Genomic DNA, 14,011 nt, shown 5'->3' with positions numbered 1-14,011 from the left:
ACGCTCACTGACGCCTCCCGAACGTCCTCACCGATCGCTCCCGCAAGTGCTCACCGGGGCGTCCCGGAAAGGCTCACCGCCCTCTCCCGCAGGTGCTCACCGGCCGTTCCCGGGAAGGCTCACCGAAGGCTCCCGTATCGGCTCACCACGCTGTCCCGGAAAAGCTCACTCGCCGCTCCCGAAAAGTCTCACCTTGATGACGGCTTCGAATTTGCAAGGCCGGAATATGGCCACGCACGTGTGCAAGCACATCGCTTGAAACGGCTACCGAGGGTGAACGCAGGATGAATGTCGGCAGCACGTGACGAGCATCGCAGGACATCGCGCGCTTCGCGGTATCGCTGCGATCGACGGGTTCGACACGTTCGCAAGCGCTTCACGCGGGAGGCTGGCTCAAAAGCTTTGCATTCCTGAGTTAACTTCCGACATGGCGAAACGTCAGGACGCATTGCCGCCATGCGCTACCCTCGAGCATCGAACCACAGGGTGACGCCTACGGCTGCAACTTCATCCTGAAACCCACGACGCCGGGTTCCTCCGTCGTCGACACCGCAAACCCGCATGATTTCGCGAGCGAGATCATCGCCGAATTCTCGCGCAGCGCCTCGCCGACCATCCAGGCGGTGCCGCGCGAGCGGGCGTAGTCGATGATGCGGGTCATCATCAGCCGGCCGAGCCCCTTGCCCTTTTGATCGGGCCGTACCGCGATCGCGAACTCCGCCGTCTCGTTGTCGGGATCGGCAACCGCACGCGCCACCGCGAGCGTATGGTCGCGCCCCGACACATCGGTAAACGACACGATGAAAGCCATCTCGCGGTCGTAGTCGATCTGGGTCATGCGCGCCACCTGTGAATGATCGAAGCTGCGCACCGCGCCGAAGAAACGCATCCGCAGATCTTCCGGCGTCATCGCACCGAGCAGTTCGTTGTGTGCGGCCTCGTCCTCCGGACGGATCGGACGGATCGTCACCGTCTCGCCACGCCACTCGAGTGTCTGCTCGAGGTGTCGCGGATACGGCATGATCGCGAGCCGGCTGCGCCCCGAGGCGAGCGTGATGCGCGGCGCGATCACCCATGCGCGGTCGGACAGCACGCGCAGCGTGACCGACATCGCCACCACTTCCCGCACGTCGCAGACGACCTGCGACAGCGCCGTCAGCGCGTCGAGCGTCGGCTCGACGGGCGTGCTGCGCGCATACGGCGAGCGCTCCATCACCGCGCGGGCGAGCACGGTGTTCAGCGGCGGCAGGCCGTAGACGACGAACGGCGCCGATACGCCGTCCGCAGGCGGCACGGCATAGCGAAACACGGGACCGAAATTCGAATCGTCGTACATGTCGATCGTGATATCGACGACCTTCTTGCCGGCCGGTTCGTTGGGCTGCTCGCCCTGCAGACCGAAATGGGACAGCCAGCGCAGCGCGGCTTCGCCGGCCAGTTCATGCTGACCGGCTTCGACCAGGCGGCGCGCGTCGGCCTGGGCGGACGCCACGCACTCGGCCGGCTGCGGCGGCGTGCCCTCCGGCGTCTGCATCAGCAGTTGGCGCCCGAGGTTGTAGTCGACGAGACGCGCATACGCGCGTGCGAGCCGCTGCGGCGTCGTGTGCACCGGAATGCCGTTCGCGTGCAGCGCATCGCGCGTCGCCGCGTCGACCGCGCCGAAGAAACACGCGAGGATGCCGCGATGCGCGTACTGCCGCGAGTCGATCAGCGTGCGCGCGACCGAATCGGCCGGCGCGCTGTGCGAAGTGGAATGGACGACGAACAGCGTACCCGTCTGCGGAAACGGGGCGAGCGCCTTGATCGCCGCCGCAAAGTGCTCGGGGTGTGCATCGTCGCCCAGCGTGAGCGGATTGCCGGGCGCCGCGAGATGCGGCAGCGCGGCCGCGACGGCCGACGTTGCGGCAGGCGACCAGTCGGTCAGCACGTCACGCACCTCGGCCACCGCATCGACCGCGAGTTTCGCCACGCCCGCGTCGCTCGTCACGAGCGTCGCCGCCCCTCGCGCGGTGACGCGGCCGACGCCGAGCGTCTCGATTTCGTCGAGCAGATCGTCGAGCGCATCGACGCGCACCATGCCCGCGCGCTGGAATGCCGCCGTGTAGAGCGCGTCGCCGGGATCGGCACGGCCGGTGCGCAGCGCGAGCACCGGCTTGTTGCGTGCCGCCGCGCGCGCCGCCGACATGAACTTGCGCGCCGCGCGCACGGTATCGAGCTCGAGCAGGATCGCGCGTGTGCCGGGATCGCTCGCCAGATAGTCGAGGACATCGCCCGCATCGACATCGGATTCGCTGCCGAGCGCGACGACGTGCGAAAAGCCGAGGCCCCGCGCATCGGCCCAGCCCAGCACCGCGTTCGTCAACGCATTCGATTGCGACACCCACGCGACGCCGCCCGATCGTGCCGTGTAGGCAGGCGCGCCGAAATGCGCATGCCGCGCGGGCGACAACACGCCCAGGCTGCCGGGCCCGACGATACGGAGCACGAACGGCTTCGCCGCCTTCAGCATGCGATCGACCGCAGCGCGATCGGCGTCGGTGCGCGCCTCGCCGACGATCACCGCGACGCGCGCACCCAGCTCACCGAGCTTGCGCACGATGCCGGCCCAGGTCGCGGGCGGCGTGCAGATCACGGCAACCGACGGCGGCGCGGGCAACCGGTCGACGTCGGAAACGACCGCATGCCCGTCCAGCTCGCGATATTTCGGATTCACGGGCCACACGGGCCCCTGGAACGCGCCGTCGAGCACGCGCGACCACACCATCGCGCCGATACTGCCCGCGCGCGACGACGCGCCGACGACCGCAACGGACTTGGGCTGGAACAACGCATCGAGATGGCGAACGGTCACATCGGCTCCCTGCGGTGACGAAAGACGACACGATCGGCTTGCGGCCGGCGGGCCGCGCGCCAATCGACGCGAACCCCAAGCATAGGCGAAGCGCCTGCGACTGCCTATATGCCGAATGGCCGACTATTCGACGGACGTCAACGCTCGCACCATGGACTGCAACACACGCGGCCCCGCATCACGGCGCCGCACGCACGATGCACGCAATGCGGCACGACGCTGCAGCCGCTTTCTCAAAGGTGAGGATTTACAGGAGCCATGGTGAGTATCTTCGGGAATCGCACGACACACCGCGCCAACACGCGAAAGGTGATGAAAATCGGCACCATGCATGCACCGCGAAAATCGCGAATGCCAATGCGTGTGCGTTACGTCATTACACGCTTGTTTACGGAAATTCCCCGCAATATGCGGCCGGATCGCAGCGAATTCGCAAAACAGGAGCCGTTAATTGCGCGACATTGCACTTCAATTCGGCGGGGAAAATCGCATGGCGGCCGCACCAAAACAAAACGGTGCGAAGGCCGGAAGGCCGTTCGCACCGTCAGTCGGTACACGAAAGGTGAGGATTTTCGGGAGTCAGTCCTTGATCAGGAAACGTCCGCGATTCTTGCCGAGCCATGCCGGCGCGCGCCCGCGGCCACTCCACGTTTCGCCCGTCTTCGGGTTCAGGTACTTCGGCGGCAACGTGCGCTTCGGCTTCGCGGTGGCAGCAGCAGTACTCGATCCTGCGGGGCGAAAACCGAGCTCTTCCGGCGTAATGTCGTATTCGTCGATTTTCGCGCGGATATGCGCAATCGCGTCGGCAATCGCCTTTTCGCGTTCCTTGTCGATCTTTTGCTGAAGCCGTTCGAGCTGCGCGCTCAGTTGCCTGTAGGTCGCCATATGGATGGGACTCCGTGAGTGTTATTCGTGAAAAACAAGTGACTCAAAGCAAACAGAAAAGCGCTTCGCCCGATCGTGGTCTCCTCAACCGGTCAGGTCGGGATCAATAACCGCTCTTCTTCTTGCATGCGAAGAGAAGATTTCGCACGGCGTCATCCGTCGATTGCTGGATCACGTCGAAATCGCCGTTGCACATGGCCCGGGCATTGTCCGTGCAATTGCTCCAGTCGTTGCCGGTGCATTGCACCTGGGTGGTCGGGCGCCCGTCCGAAGTGAACAGCGGAGCACCGCCGCCGCACCCGCCGAGCCCTGCAACCAGAGCCAACATCACGGCCACCCGAGGCCACCGACAAACCGACGCAAGCATGTGTTTCATTGTGGTTCCCGTCAACCTTTTTTTGAATGTGGCGAGTATGCCATGGGCGGCCCTTCGACCGTCAGTCCGGCGTGCGGTCGGGTTGCCCGCGCGCCTTGTACGGCAAGCGCTTGCGCGGATCTTCGGTGATGCGAACGAAAACCTGCTCCACGTCCGGAAGCGCCTCGAATTCGCGTTGCAACGCCTGGCGATCGAGCGTCGTATCCGCGCATCCCTCGACGTAGATGAAACGTCGCTGCACGGTGATCCACAGGCTCGTGCCGCGCAGATGATCGGAGCCCGCGAAGTGTGCCTTCGCCGCATCGGCGATCGACGCGTCATACATATAGGAGTTCGGCTTCGTGCAGCGATGCGCGAGCCAGCAGGTCGTGCCGCGTTCGGCGCGGTAGTGCGCATCGTCAGTCATCTCGGCGCGCGTCATCCACGGGCCGAGCGGCAACGGGCATTCGGCCACGTCCTGCGACAGCGCGACGAACGGATCGTTGTACCAGTTGCGCCGCGCGTCTGGAGCGTCGGGCCCGTCGATGTTGCTGGCCTGCGCGAGTGCGGCGCTCGCCAGCACCATGGTCAGCCATCCTGCGATGCCGATTCGCTTCATCGTGATCTCCTGTTCGATGCATTACATCGGGAAGCACCGGCCTCGCCGATCGGCCTACCGGTCGATGCCCAGCGCCGCCAGTTTCTTGTACAGCGTCGCGCGGCCGATGCCGATACGCGCAGCCGCGTCGACGACCTTGCCGTCACAGGCCGCGAGCGCATCGGTCAGGAACTGGCGCTCCCACGCCGCCAGTGCATCGGCATACGAGACGGCCGGCGCACCGGATGCCGTCGGGGCATCGCCCGCGCGCTGCTCGGCCGGCACCGCGCCAACCCGCTGCGCCGGCGCAGCGCCGTCCGGCGAAATGCGCACCGGCCCGAGAAACGGCGCGAGCGCGCGCGCATCGATCACCGAGCGATCCGACAGCATCAGCGCGCGCTCGAGCGTATTGCGCAACTCGCGCACGTTGCCGGGCCACGGATACGCGCACAGCATCCGCAACGCATCGTCGGTCAGTTCGCAGTGTGCGGCGCGCCCGTGCTGCGCGGCCAGCTCCTCGAGCGTCGCGTAGACGAGCGCCGCGATGTCGGAAGCGCGTTCGCGCAGCGGCGGCGCATGGATCGTCAGCACGTTCAGCCGGTAATAGAGATCCGCGCGAAAACGCCCAGCCGCCACCAGCGCCGGCAGGTCGGCCGACGTGGCGGCGATGATGCGCACGTCCGCGCGCACGATCCGGTTCGAACCGACCGGCTCGAACTCCTTGTCCTGCAGCACGCGCAGCAGCTTGCCCTGCAACGGCAGCGGCATGTCGCCGATCTCGTCGAGAAACAGCGTGCCGCGATCGGCCAGTTCGAACTTGCCGACGCGCCCCTTGCGATCGGCGCCGGTGTACGCGCCGGGCGCCGCGCCGAAGAATTCGGTTTCGAGCAGCGTGTCGGGAATCGCGGCGACGTTGACGGTCACGAGCGGCTGCAGCGCACGCGCCGACGCCGCGTGAATCGCGTGGGCGAGCAGTTCCTTGCCGGTGCCCGTCTCGCCGAGCAGCAGCACCGGCGAATCGACTTGCGCCGCGCGGCGCGCCTGGCGCTTGGTCTCGAGGCTCGCGGCACTCGTGCCGACGAAGCTCGCGAACGTGTATTTCGCGCGGCGCGCCTGCGCGAGCGAGCGCTGCGTCGCGATCAGCTGCTGCTGAAGCTGCGCGTAGCGGGAAAAAATCGGCGTGAGGGTCTTCAACTGGTCGAACAGCGCGAAGCCGATCGCGCCGACCGTTTCGCCGGCCTCGTTCTTCAACGGCAGGCGCGTGACGACGAGCGGCTCGCGGCCCGTCTCCATGATGTCGAGCAGGATCGGCTGCCCGGTCGACACGACTTCCCGCATCAGACTGTTCGGGATCACGGCCTCGCAGTCGAGGCCGACGGCCTGCTGCGGATCGGCGAAACCGAAGCGTGCCGCGTAACGCTCGTTCATCCACACGACGCGCGCGTCGCGATCGACGACCACCGTGCCCGCACTCGAATCCTCGAAGGTCCGGAATAGCGACTCGGCGGCGCGCCGCAGCACGTCGCCGTAGTTGACGGGCAGGCGCGCCCAGTCGTTCATCATCGTGTCTTCGTCTCCGTATATTGTCGGCCGGATGTCTCCGGAACGAGACGGATTATCTCACTCTGGAGACACGTCGCAATCCATTGTCGGGGAAAGCCCTGCCCGATTTCGAGGGTCGACCGAACGGCCAAATCGTCTCCAGCTGGAGACGTTTTATGTAGAATCGTCAGACCTGCACCGGCGCGGGCCCGCCGGCCGCCGGCGGGCCCATGTCCGGCGGCGCAATCCGGCCGATGGCACGAAACCTGCACGAACCCGAACTGGTCCGCGGCGCATCGCGCGATCGAACAACAACCAAAGCCATTCCAAGCTTTTAGGAGACTCCCTTGTCTTTCGTGATCGTCCTCGCCGCGCTGGCGTTCCTGATGTTCGCCGCGTATCGCGGCTACAGCGTGATCCTGTTCGCGCCGATCGCCGCGCTCGGCGCGGTGCTCCTGACCGAACCCGCCGCCGTCGCACCGGTCTTCTCCGGCATCTTCATGGAAAAGATGGTCGGCTTCGTCAAACTGTATTTCCCGGTCTTCATGCTGGGCGCCGTGTTCGGCAAGGTGATCGAACTGTCCGGGTTCTCCGAGTCAATCGTCCATGCGGCGATCCGCTACATCGGCCGCTCGCGCGCGAATGCGGTGATCGTCGCGGTGTGCGCGCTGCTCACCTATGGCGGCGTCTCGCTGTTCGTCGTGGTGTTCGCGGTCTATCCGTTCGCGGCCGAACTCTATCGCCAGAGCAACATTCCGAAACGGCTGATGCCCGGCGCGATCGCACTCGGCGCGTTCTCGTTCACGATGGATTCGCTGCCCGGCACGCCGCAGATCCAGAACATCATCCCGACCACGTTCTTCAAGACGACCGCCTGGGCCGCGCCCGCGCTCGGCACGATCGGCTCGCTGTTCATCATCGTCGTCGGCCTCACGTATCTCGAATGGCGCCGCCGTTCCGCGATGGCGAAGGGCGAAGGCTACGGCACGTCGCTCGTCAACGAGCCGGAGCGCGTCGAGGCGAAGGCGCTGCCGCATCCCGCGCTGGCGATCCTGCCGCTGATCCTCGTCGGCGTGTCGAACTTCGCGTTCACGAAGTTGATCCCGCAGTGGTACGGCGCCGCGTCGTACACGGTCGCGCCGGAAGTGCTGCCGGGCGTGCACGCGCCGGTCACAACGTCGATCAAGACGGTCGTCGCGATCTGGTCGGTCGAGGCCGCGCTGCTGCTCGGTATCGTGCTGGTCGTGCTGACCGCGTTCAAGCGCGTCAGCGGCCGCTTCGCCTCCGGCTCGAAGGCCGCCGTCGCCGGTGCGCTGCTCGCCGCGATGAACACCGCGTCGGAATACGGCTTCGGCGGCGTGATCGCCGCGCTGCCGGGCTTCCTCGTCGTCAGCGACGCGTTGAAGAGCATCCCGAACCCGCTCGTCAACGCGGCCGTGTCGGTCAGCTCGCTCGCAGGCATCACGGGCTCGGCGTCCGGCGGCATGAGCATCGCGCTCGCCGCGATGTCGGACCTGTTCATCAAGGGCGCGCAGGCGGCCAACATTCCAATGGACGTGCTGCACCGGGTCGTCGCGATGGCGAGCGGCGGCATGGACACGCTGCCGCACAACGGCGCGGTCATCACACTGCTCGCGGTCACGGGCCTCACGCACCGCGAGTCGTATCGCGACATCTTCGCGGTCACCATCATCAAGACGCTCGCGGTGTTCTTCGTGATCGCCGTGTACTACGCAACGGGGCTCGTGTAAGCGTCGGCATCCCAGGCGGCGCGTCATTCGCCGCCTGCCCTCGCCCTTCAAGATCGGACCGCATGCGCACCGGAACGGATTCCGGAATGCGCATCCGGTCCGATTTCATTTCGCTGCCCGTCGAATCAGGCCAAATCCCCGCCGCAGCGCTTGTACGCGCCCGGCGGCCCCCCGGTCATTGCATAGCCTGCGCCCTTACTCGCCCATTGTTACCGGCAGCAGAACACTGCGTTGGGCGCGATCGCATTTTTCGCGCGGCCGCCCCGGCCTACACTGGTTTCAACGTCGCACGGCGCTTCAACGAACGAAGCGCTGCGATTCACCTGAATCGTGGAGGTCCCGATCATGAAGCGCCTGATCCAAGCCGTTGCCATCGCCCTGGCCGTCTCGGCCCCGTTCGCCGCGCAAGCCCAGTCGAACCAGCCGCTCACGCGCGCGCAGGTCCACGCCGAAGTCAAGGCGCTCAAGCAGGCCGGCTTCCAGTCGAGCGACTGGTTCTATCCGGCCAGCATCGTATCCGCCGAAGCGAAGATCGCCCGCGAGCACGACGCCGGATACGGCAGCGATCGCGGCGCATCGTCGGAATCGGGCCGGTAATCCGTCGTCCAGCCCGCCCGACGATCCTTCCCCGCGTCGTTACGCCTTCACGGGCTGGATCAGCTTCGTGCATGCCGCCGCCTGCGGATCGCCGGCCGGCAGTTTCCCGCACACGCCGTCGAACTGCTTGACGACCGACCTGACCGACGCATCGTGTGCGCCGCTGCCGCGCCAGCGGTTCAGCTGCGTGACGACCTTGGTCAGCGCGCGCAGGTTCGCGCCGTAGAACGCGTCCCGGGTCTTGTCGGCCTGCGCGAGCACACTGGCGGCAATCCCTTCGATGCGCGCCGAATCGTCCGGCGCCAGTTCAACCGCATTCGCGAAGTAGGTCGCGCCCCAGCGCAGCTTCGTCGCCGGGCCGCTCGCCGCGTCGTACGCCTTGCGATACCAGTCGAGCGCGGCCGCCTTGTCGCCGCGCGCCTTCGCGTTCGCGGCCAGCCCCGACATGAAGTAGTACGGCGTGGACGAACGCGGCAGCTCGGCCTTCAGCAACGCATCCGATTCGTCGTACAGCCCCGCGTCGGTCAGCGTGTCCGCGCCTTCGCTGACGAGCGCCTGCCGCTCGTATGCATTCGCCGCGCCCTGCACCGATGCGGCAATCTGCTTGCGCGCGGTATCGGCGAGCGCCGGTGCGGCGAGTGGTGCGCCCTTGCGTGCGTCGCCGCGCGCGAGCAGCACGCGGCCGTGCAGCGCCATCAGCCGGTCGATCGACGACAGCGTGGTGTCGGTCGACAGGCGCGCCAGCGCCGTGTCATACGCGCCGCGCAATTTCGTGCGCTGCGCGTCGTCGCCGCCGAGATACGCGACCACGCGCGCGGGTGCGGCGACCAGCACGTCCGAATCGGCCCGCGACAGCGCGGCATCGTGCAGCACCGTGCGCAGCGAATCGGCGAGCGCGGCCTTGTCGAGCGCGCCGGCCTGCGTCGGATCGTCCGACGCGGCGACCACCGCCGACTTCAGCGCGAAGCGCGCCGATTCGTCTTTCGCACCGGCCGCCCGCGCGCGTTGCGCGAGCGACTGCAGCGTCTGCGCGACACGATCGGCCGGCACCGGCAGCGCGCCGTCGGTATCCCATGAATAGTCGGCCAGCAGGCGCCATTCGTCCGGCGTCAGTGACGCGCCGCTCTTCAGCGCCGTCGCGAGCGTCTGCCGCACCGGATGCGCGGCCGTCATCCCGAGCGACAGCGCCTGCATGTAGCGGTCGAGATCGGCTTCGCCCGGCAGCCGCGTCACTTCGGTGCCGTCGGGACGGAACAGGATCATCGTCGGATAGCCGTGCACCTTGAAACGCTCGCCGAGCTTCTGCGCGCTTTCGGTATCGCCGTCGAGATACACGGGCACGAAGAACGACGAGCGCGTCTTGAATGCCTGCTGACTGAAGATCGTCGACTTCACCTGGTTGCACGACGGGCACCATACCGCGCCCCAGTACAGCAGCAGCGGCTTGCCCTCGCGCTTCGCGAGCGCGAACGCGGCATCGACGTCGCCGTGTTGCCACGCGATGCCGGGCGGCAGATGCGCACCGTCTGGCGATGCGCTCGCCACCGGGGCGCCCGCGGGCGTGGCGGCGGCGAGCGCCGCGCTGGCGGCCACGAACAGGCAGGCGGCGGTGAGATTGCGGAGAACGGTTTTCATCGAAGCGGGTTCCGTTGAAAAAGACGGTTTCAGGGCGATGCCGGGCACGCAACGGGGGCCGTGAAGCGATGACGATGAGGCCGGCCGACAGGCAGCGCCGCGCATGCATCGATACGGAAAAGCGAAGCCGGCCGCAGCGACCGGCAAATCGTTCGACGATACGACGGGTACAGCCGAAGGAAAACGAACGAATTCTCGATTGGATATGACGGGCGGCAGCACGTGCCGCGTGTGCCGTCACGTCGGCGACGGCCAGCCCTTCATTGCCGCGCCTTGATCCGGGCCATGTGATACACGGACGCATGCACGCCGTCGCGTAACGCGTAATCCGGCGATTCGCCTTCGATGCGGAAACCGTGTTTCTCGTAGAGCGCGATCGCCGCGCGGTTGTCGGTGAACACGGTCAGCTCGAGCCGCGTGATGTTCAGCCAGTTCTCCGCGAGATCGATCGCGGCCGCGAGCAGCCGGCCGCCGATGCCGCGCCCGTGACGGGCCGCGTCGACCATCATGCCGAGCGCCGCCGCGTGGCGCCGGCGCGGATTCGGTTCGGGATGCAGGCCGAGATGGCCGACCACCGTGCCGTCGATTTCGGCGACGAGGCTCATGCCGTGCTCGCGCACGCTGTCGAGCCGCTTCTGCCATTTTTCGAGCGACGGAAACGGCTGTTGCAACGTATTCATGTACACCGCGGGATGCGCGGCGATCTGCCGGATCGCGTCGACGTCGTGCGTCTCGCTGTGCCGGATTCTGATATCGGTCATGGGTGGGCCGGGTCCGAAAAGTCACGCCGAAGGCGCGGACTGCGCAGGCGCGCAGCAACGCATCGAGCTTAGCCGATTTCACGCCTTTGAAACACAGGTGTCACGCCGTCGCCAGTCACGTTGCATCCGCAACGAAACGCGCGCGCCATCCACGAAAATCCGGAAAATTCTGACCGGTCACGCCCACGGAGATCGGTAATTTCTTACCGTTTTCAACCCCGCATCGCACCTGAACGAATCGTTGCGCACGCAACGTCACGTGCGCGACATGCGATGTCATTTCTTCATCACGTCCACGTCATGTCGACGCCCTAGACTGGGCGCCGCCGCAGTCCCGCATACGCCGGGTTGGTATGTGTGCCGGCACCTGCCGCCGCGCATCACGAGCGCGCGGCGCACAGGATCGCGACGACGAAGCCGCGGCATCCGCGCGACGTCGGGCGTCGCGTGTCGGGCGCAATGCGTGCCCCGCTGCGACACGCGGCCGCCGCCCCGAACGCGCACGCATCGGCGATCGCCCCGGGGCCGGACGACGCCCGGGCACCCCCAGACGAACGCACGACCGCTCCCACCCTCACAGGACACGAACGCCATGACGTCACGCCGCAAATTCCTTCAGCAGACCGCCGGTTCCGGCCTCGCCGCCGCCGCGCTCTCCGCGTTTCCGCCGAGCATTCGCCGCGCGCTCGCGATTCCCGCCTTCCACGAAACGGGGACCATCCAGGACGTCAAGCACGTCGTGCTGCTGATGATGGAGAACCGCGCGTTCGACAGCTACTTCGGCACGTTCAAGGGCGTGCGCGGCTATGGCGACCGCTTCGCGGTGCCGTCGCCGAACGGCCGCGACGTGTTCTACCAGGCGTACACGAAGGCGACGCCCGCCGCGACCGTGACGCCGTATCACCTCGACGCGCGCCAGGGCAACGCGCAGCGCGCGGGCGGCACGCCGCACACGTGGGCCGACGCGCAGGCCGCGTGGGATCACGGCCGGATGAACCGCTGGCCCGACGCGAAGACGCCGCTGTCGATGGGCTATTACGACGCAGCCGAAGTGCCGTTCCAGCGCGCGCTCGCCGATGCGTTCACGCTGTGCGACCACTACCACTGCGGGATGCACACGGGCACGATCGCGAACCGCCTGTTCTACTGGAGCGGCACCAACGGCCCGAACGGCATCAGCCCGGCCGATGGCAGCCGCGTGAAGATCGCCGCGCTGAACAACCAGTTCAACGGCGGCAACGACATCGGCCCGTCGAGCCAGGGCTGGACCTGGACGACCTATGCCGACCGGCTGCAACAGGCCGGCGTGAACTGGAAGGTCTATCAGAGCCTGATCGACAACTTCGGCTGCAACGAGATGATGAGCTTCCGCCACTGGCGCGCTGCGATCGAGCAGATGCCGGCCGCGCGCCGGCCCGCGTACGTCGCGTCGACCGACATCACGCAGCCGGTGACGGCGGCCGGCGCGTTCTACGATCCGGCGATCGACGATCCGCTGAGCCCGCTCGCGAAGGGCTTCGGCAACACGATGCCGTACGGCTTTCTCGAAACGTTCCGCGACGACATCCGCAACGGCAAGCTGCCGGAAGTGTCGTGGATCATCCCGCCGTCCGCGTACAGCGAACACCCGGGGCCGTCGAGCCCCGCGCAGGGCGGCTGGTACGTGCAGGCCGTGCTCGACGCGCTGACGGCGAACCCGGAGGTCTGGAGCAAGACCGTGCTGCTGGTGAACTACGACGAGAACGACGGCTTCTTCGACCACATGCCGTCGCCGGCCGTGCCGTCGCGCAACGCCGACGGCACGCTCGCGGGCGGCCATACGCTGTCGGCCGCCGACGTCGCGGCCGAGTACCACGACTTCGCGCCGGCCACGTCGAGCCAGCCGGCCGTCGATGGCCGTCCGTACGGCCCGGGCCCGCGCGTGCCGATGTGGATCGTGTCGCCGTGGAGCCGCGGCGGCTGGGTCAACTCGCAGGTGTTCGACCATACGTCGACGCTGCGCTTCCTGGAGAAGCGCTTCGGCGTCGCGGAGCCGCAGATCAGCGCGTACCGCCGCGCGGTGTGCGGCGACCTGACGAGTGCGTTCAATTTCCGCACGCCGAACAACGAGCCGCTGCCGACGCTCGCGGGCCGCACGACGAAAAGCCAGGTCGACGCGCTGAGCGCCGCGCAGCAAACCGCGCCGAAGATCGTGCCGCCCGCCACGCCCGCGCCGCCCGCACAGGCGACCGGCGTACGTCCGTCGCGCGCGCTGCCGTACGAACTGCACGCGAGCGCGCGCACCGATGCCGGCACCGGCACCGTCACGCTGAAGTTCGCGAACACCGGCCGCGCCGCCGCCGTGTTTCACGTCTACGACAAGCTGCACCTCGACCGGCTGCCGCGGCGCTACGTCGTCGAGCCCGGCAAGCGGCTGCACGGCGACTGGGCCGCGCGTGCCGACGATGGCGGTAAATATGACCTGTGGGTGCTCGGCCCGAACGGCTTTCACCGCCGCTTCACCGGCGACCTGAGCCGCTTGGCCGGGGCGCGCGCGCCGCATCCGGAAGTGCGCGTCGGCTATGCGGGCGCGAGCGGCAACCTCCACCTGCGGCTGCGCAACGACGGCGGCGGCACGGTGCGCTTCACGGTGAAGTCGAACCAGGCCTACGGGCCGCTGTCCGGGCGGGGCGGGAACGACGACCACGGTCATGGCCACGGCAACGAAAACGGCAACGGCCATGGCACCGGCACCGCATGGACCGTCACGGTGCGCGCCGGCGACCAGTCCGAACTGCACTGGAAGCTCGACTCGACCGGCCATTGGTACGACTTCATCGTCACCGCCGACAGCGACGCGAGCTTCTCGCGCCGCGTGGCCGGCCGCGTGGAAACCGGCCGCCACTCGGTCAGCGACCCGGCGATGGGGCTCGCCGACCGCTTCTGACGCCACTCGGCGACGCGCGGTGCAGCGCGTGTCGCCGCCCGCGCCGGCGTGGCCGCGAACGCCATTCGGGTACCGGTTTCGGCCGGCGCCCGAACCGGCGGAAACGCCCG

At 67.5% G+C, this 14,011-nt stretch carries 10 protein-coding genes; 3 read left to right on the top strand and 7 right to left on the bottom strand.

Annotation, left to right across the window (positions count from 1 at the left end; genetic code table 11):
- Positions 1-493: 493 nt before the first annotated feature.
- From JMF86_RS28360 to JMF86_RS28340, 5 genes are all read right to left on the bottom strand, one after another.
- Entirely contained in the window at positions 494-2,851 is a 2,358-nt protein-coding gene (locus tag JMF86_RS28360) for a GNAT family N-acetyltransferase (RefSeq protein WP_011548904.1), read from the bottom strand.
- 579 nt (positions 2,852-3,430) lie between these two features.
- Positions 3,431-3,736: an H-NS family nucleoid-associated regulatory protein gene (locus tag JMF86_RS28355; protein WP_011548903.1), complete on the bottom strand. Its 306-nt coding sequence runs from the start codon at positions 3,734-3,736 to the stop codon at positions 3,431-3,433.
- 103 nt (positions 3,737-3,839) lie between these two features.
- Entirely contained in the window at positions 3,840-4,112 is a 273-nt protein-coding gene (locus JMF86_RS28350; protein ID WP_011548902.1) for a hypothetical protein, read from the bottom strand.
- A 61-nt stretch (positions 4,113-4,173) separates the two neighbouring features.
- On the bottom strand, positions 4,174-4,710 hold the full coding sequence (locus tag JMF86_RS28345; RefSeq protein WP_011548901.1) for a BON domain-containing protein: 537 nt from the start codon (positions 4,708-4,710) through the stop codon (positions 4,174-4,176).
- Positions 4,711-4,764: 54 nt separating this feature from the next.
- Positions 4,765-6,252: a sigma-54-dependent Fis family transcriptional regulator gene (locus tag JMF86_RS28340; RefSeq protein WP_011548900.1), complete on the bottom strand. Its 1,488-nt coding sequence runs from the start codon at positions 6,250-6,252 to the stop codon at positions 4,765-4,767.
- A gap of 326 nt (positions 6,253-6,578) precedes the next feature.
- Between JMF86_RS28340 and JMF86_RS28335 the strand changes: the two genes are divergently transcribed.
- Together JMF86_RS28335 and JMF86_RS28330 are read left to right on the top strand one after the other, a co-directional pair.
- Positions 6,579-7,982, top strand: a complete 1,404-nt coding sequence (locus JMF86_RS28335) for a GntP family permease (protein WP_011548899.1) — start codon at positions 6,579-6,581, stop codon at positions 7,980-7,982.
- 345 nt (positions 7,983-8,327) lie between these two features.
- Entirely contained in the window at positions 8,328-8,579 is a 252-nt protein-coding gene (locus JMF86_RS28330; protein WP_011694888.1) for a DUF4148 domain-containing protein, read from the top strand.
- A gap of 39 nt (positions 8,580-8,618) precedes the next feature.
- On the opposite strand, the gene JMF86_RS28325 is transcribed toward JMF86_RS28330, so the two are convergent.
- Both JMF86_RS28325 and JMF86_RS28320 read right to left on the bottom strand, forming a co-directional pair.
- A complete protein-coding gene (locus tag JMF86_RS28325; RefSeq protein WP_011694872.1) occupies positions 8,619-10,214 on the bottom strand; it encodes a thioredoxin family protein in 1,596 nt (531 codons plus the stop codon).
- Positions 10,215-10,474: 260 nt separating this feature from the next.
- Entirely contained in the window at positions 10,475-10,975 is a 501-nt protein-coding gene (locus JMF86_RS28320; protein WP_011548896.1) for a GNAT family N-acetyltransferase, read from the bottom strand.
- Between the two features lie 592 nt (positions 10,976-11,567).
- Between JMF86_RS28320 and JMF86_RS28315 the strand changes: the two genes are divergently transcribed.
- The gene (locus JMF86_RS28315) at positions 11,568-13,901 is read left to right on the top strand and encodes a phosphocholine-specific phospholipase C (protein ID WP_011548894.1); all 2,334 of its coding nucleotides are present in this window, start codon (positions 11,568-11,570) and stop codon (positions 13,899-13,901) included.
- The last annotated feature ends 110 nt before the right edge of the window (positions 13,902-14,011 follow it).

The organism is Burkholderia sp. E168m15, assembly GCF_016586105.1.
Classification (GTDB): domain Bacteria; phylum Pseudomonadota; class Gammaproteobacteria; order Burkholderiales; family Burkholderiaceae; genus Burkholderia; species Burkholderia orbicola.
The sequence above is the reverse complement of the archived record's forward strand: the minus strand, read 5'-3'. Positions and strand labels throughout refer to the sequence as shown.

Bases quoted from the DNA above. Each gene is read 5' to 3' on its own strand.
- JMF86_RS28355 (WP_011548903.1), bottom strand. From the start codon at position 3,736: ATGGCGACCTACAGGCAACTGAGCGCGCAGCTCGAACGGCTTCAGCAA.
- JMF86_RS28350 (WP_011548902.1), bottom strand. From the start codon at position 4,112: ATGAAACACATGCTTGCGTCGGTTTGTCGGTGGCCTCGGGTGGCCGTG.
- JMF86_RS28345 (WP_011548901.1), bottom strand. From the start codon at position 4,710: ATGAAGCGAATCGGCATCGCAGGATGGCTGACCATGGTGCTGGCGAGC.
- JMF86_RS28340 (WP_011548900.1), bottom strand. From the start codon at position 6,252: ATGATGAACGACTGGGCGCGCCTGCCCGTCAACTACGGCGACGTGCTG.
- JMF86_RS28330 (WP_011694888.1), top strand. From the start codon at position 8,328: ATGAAGCGCCTGATCCAAGCCGTTGCCATCGCCCTGGCCGTCTCGGCC.
- JMF86_RS28325 (WP_011694872.1), bottom strand. From the start codon at position 10,214: ATGAAAACCGTTCTCCGCAATCTCACCGCCGCCTGCCTGTTCGTGGCC.
- JMF86_RS28320 (WP_011548896.1), bottom strand. From the start codon at position 10,975: ATGACCGATATCAGAATCCGGCACAGCGAGACGCACGACGTCGACGCG.
- JMF86_RS28315 (WP_011548894.1), top strand. From the start codon at position 11,568: ATGACGTCACGCCGCAAATTCCTTCAGCAGACCGCCGGTTCCGGCCTC.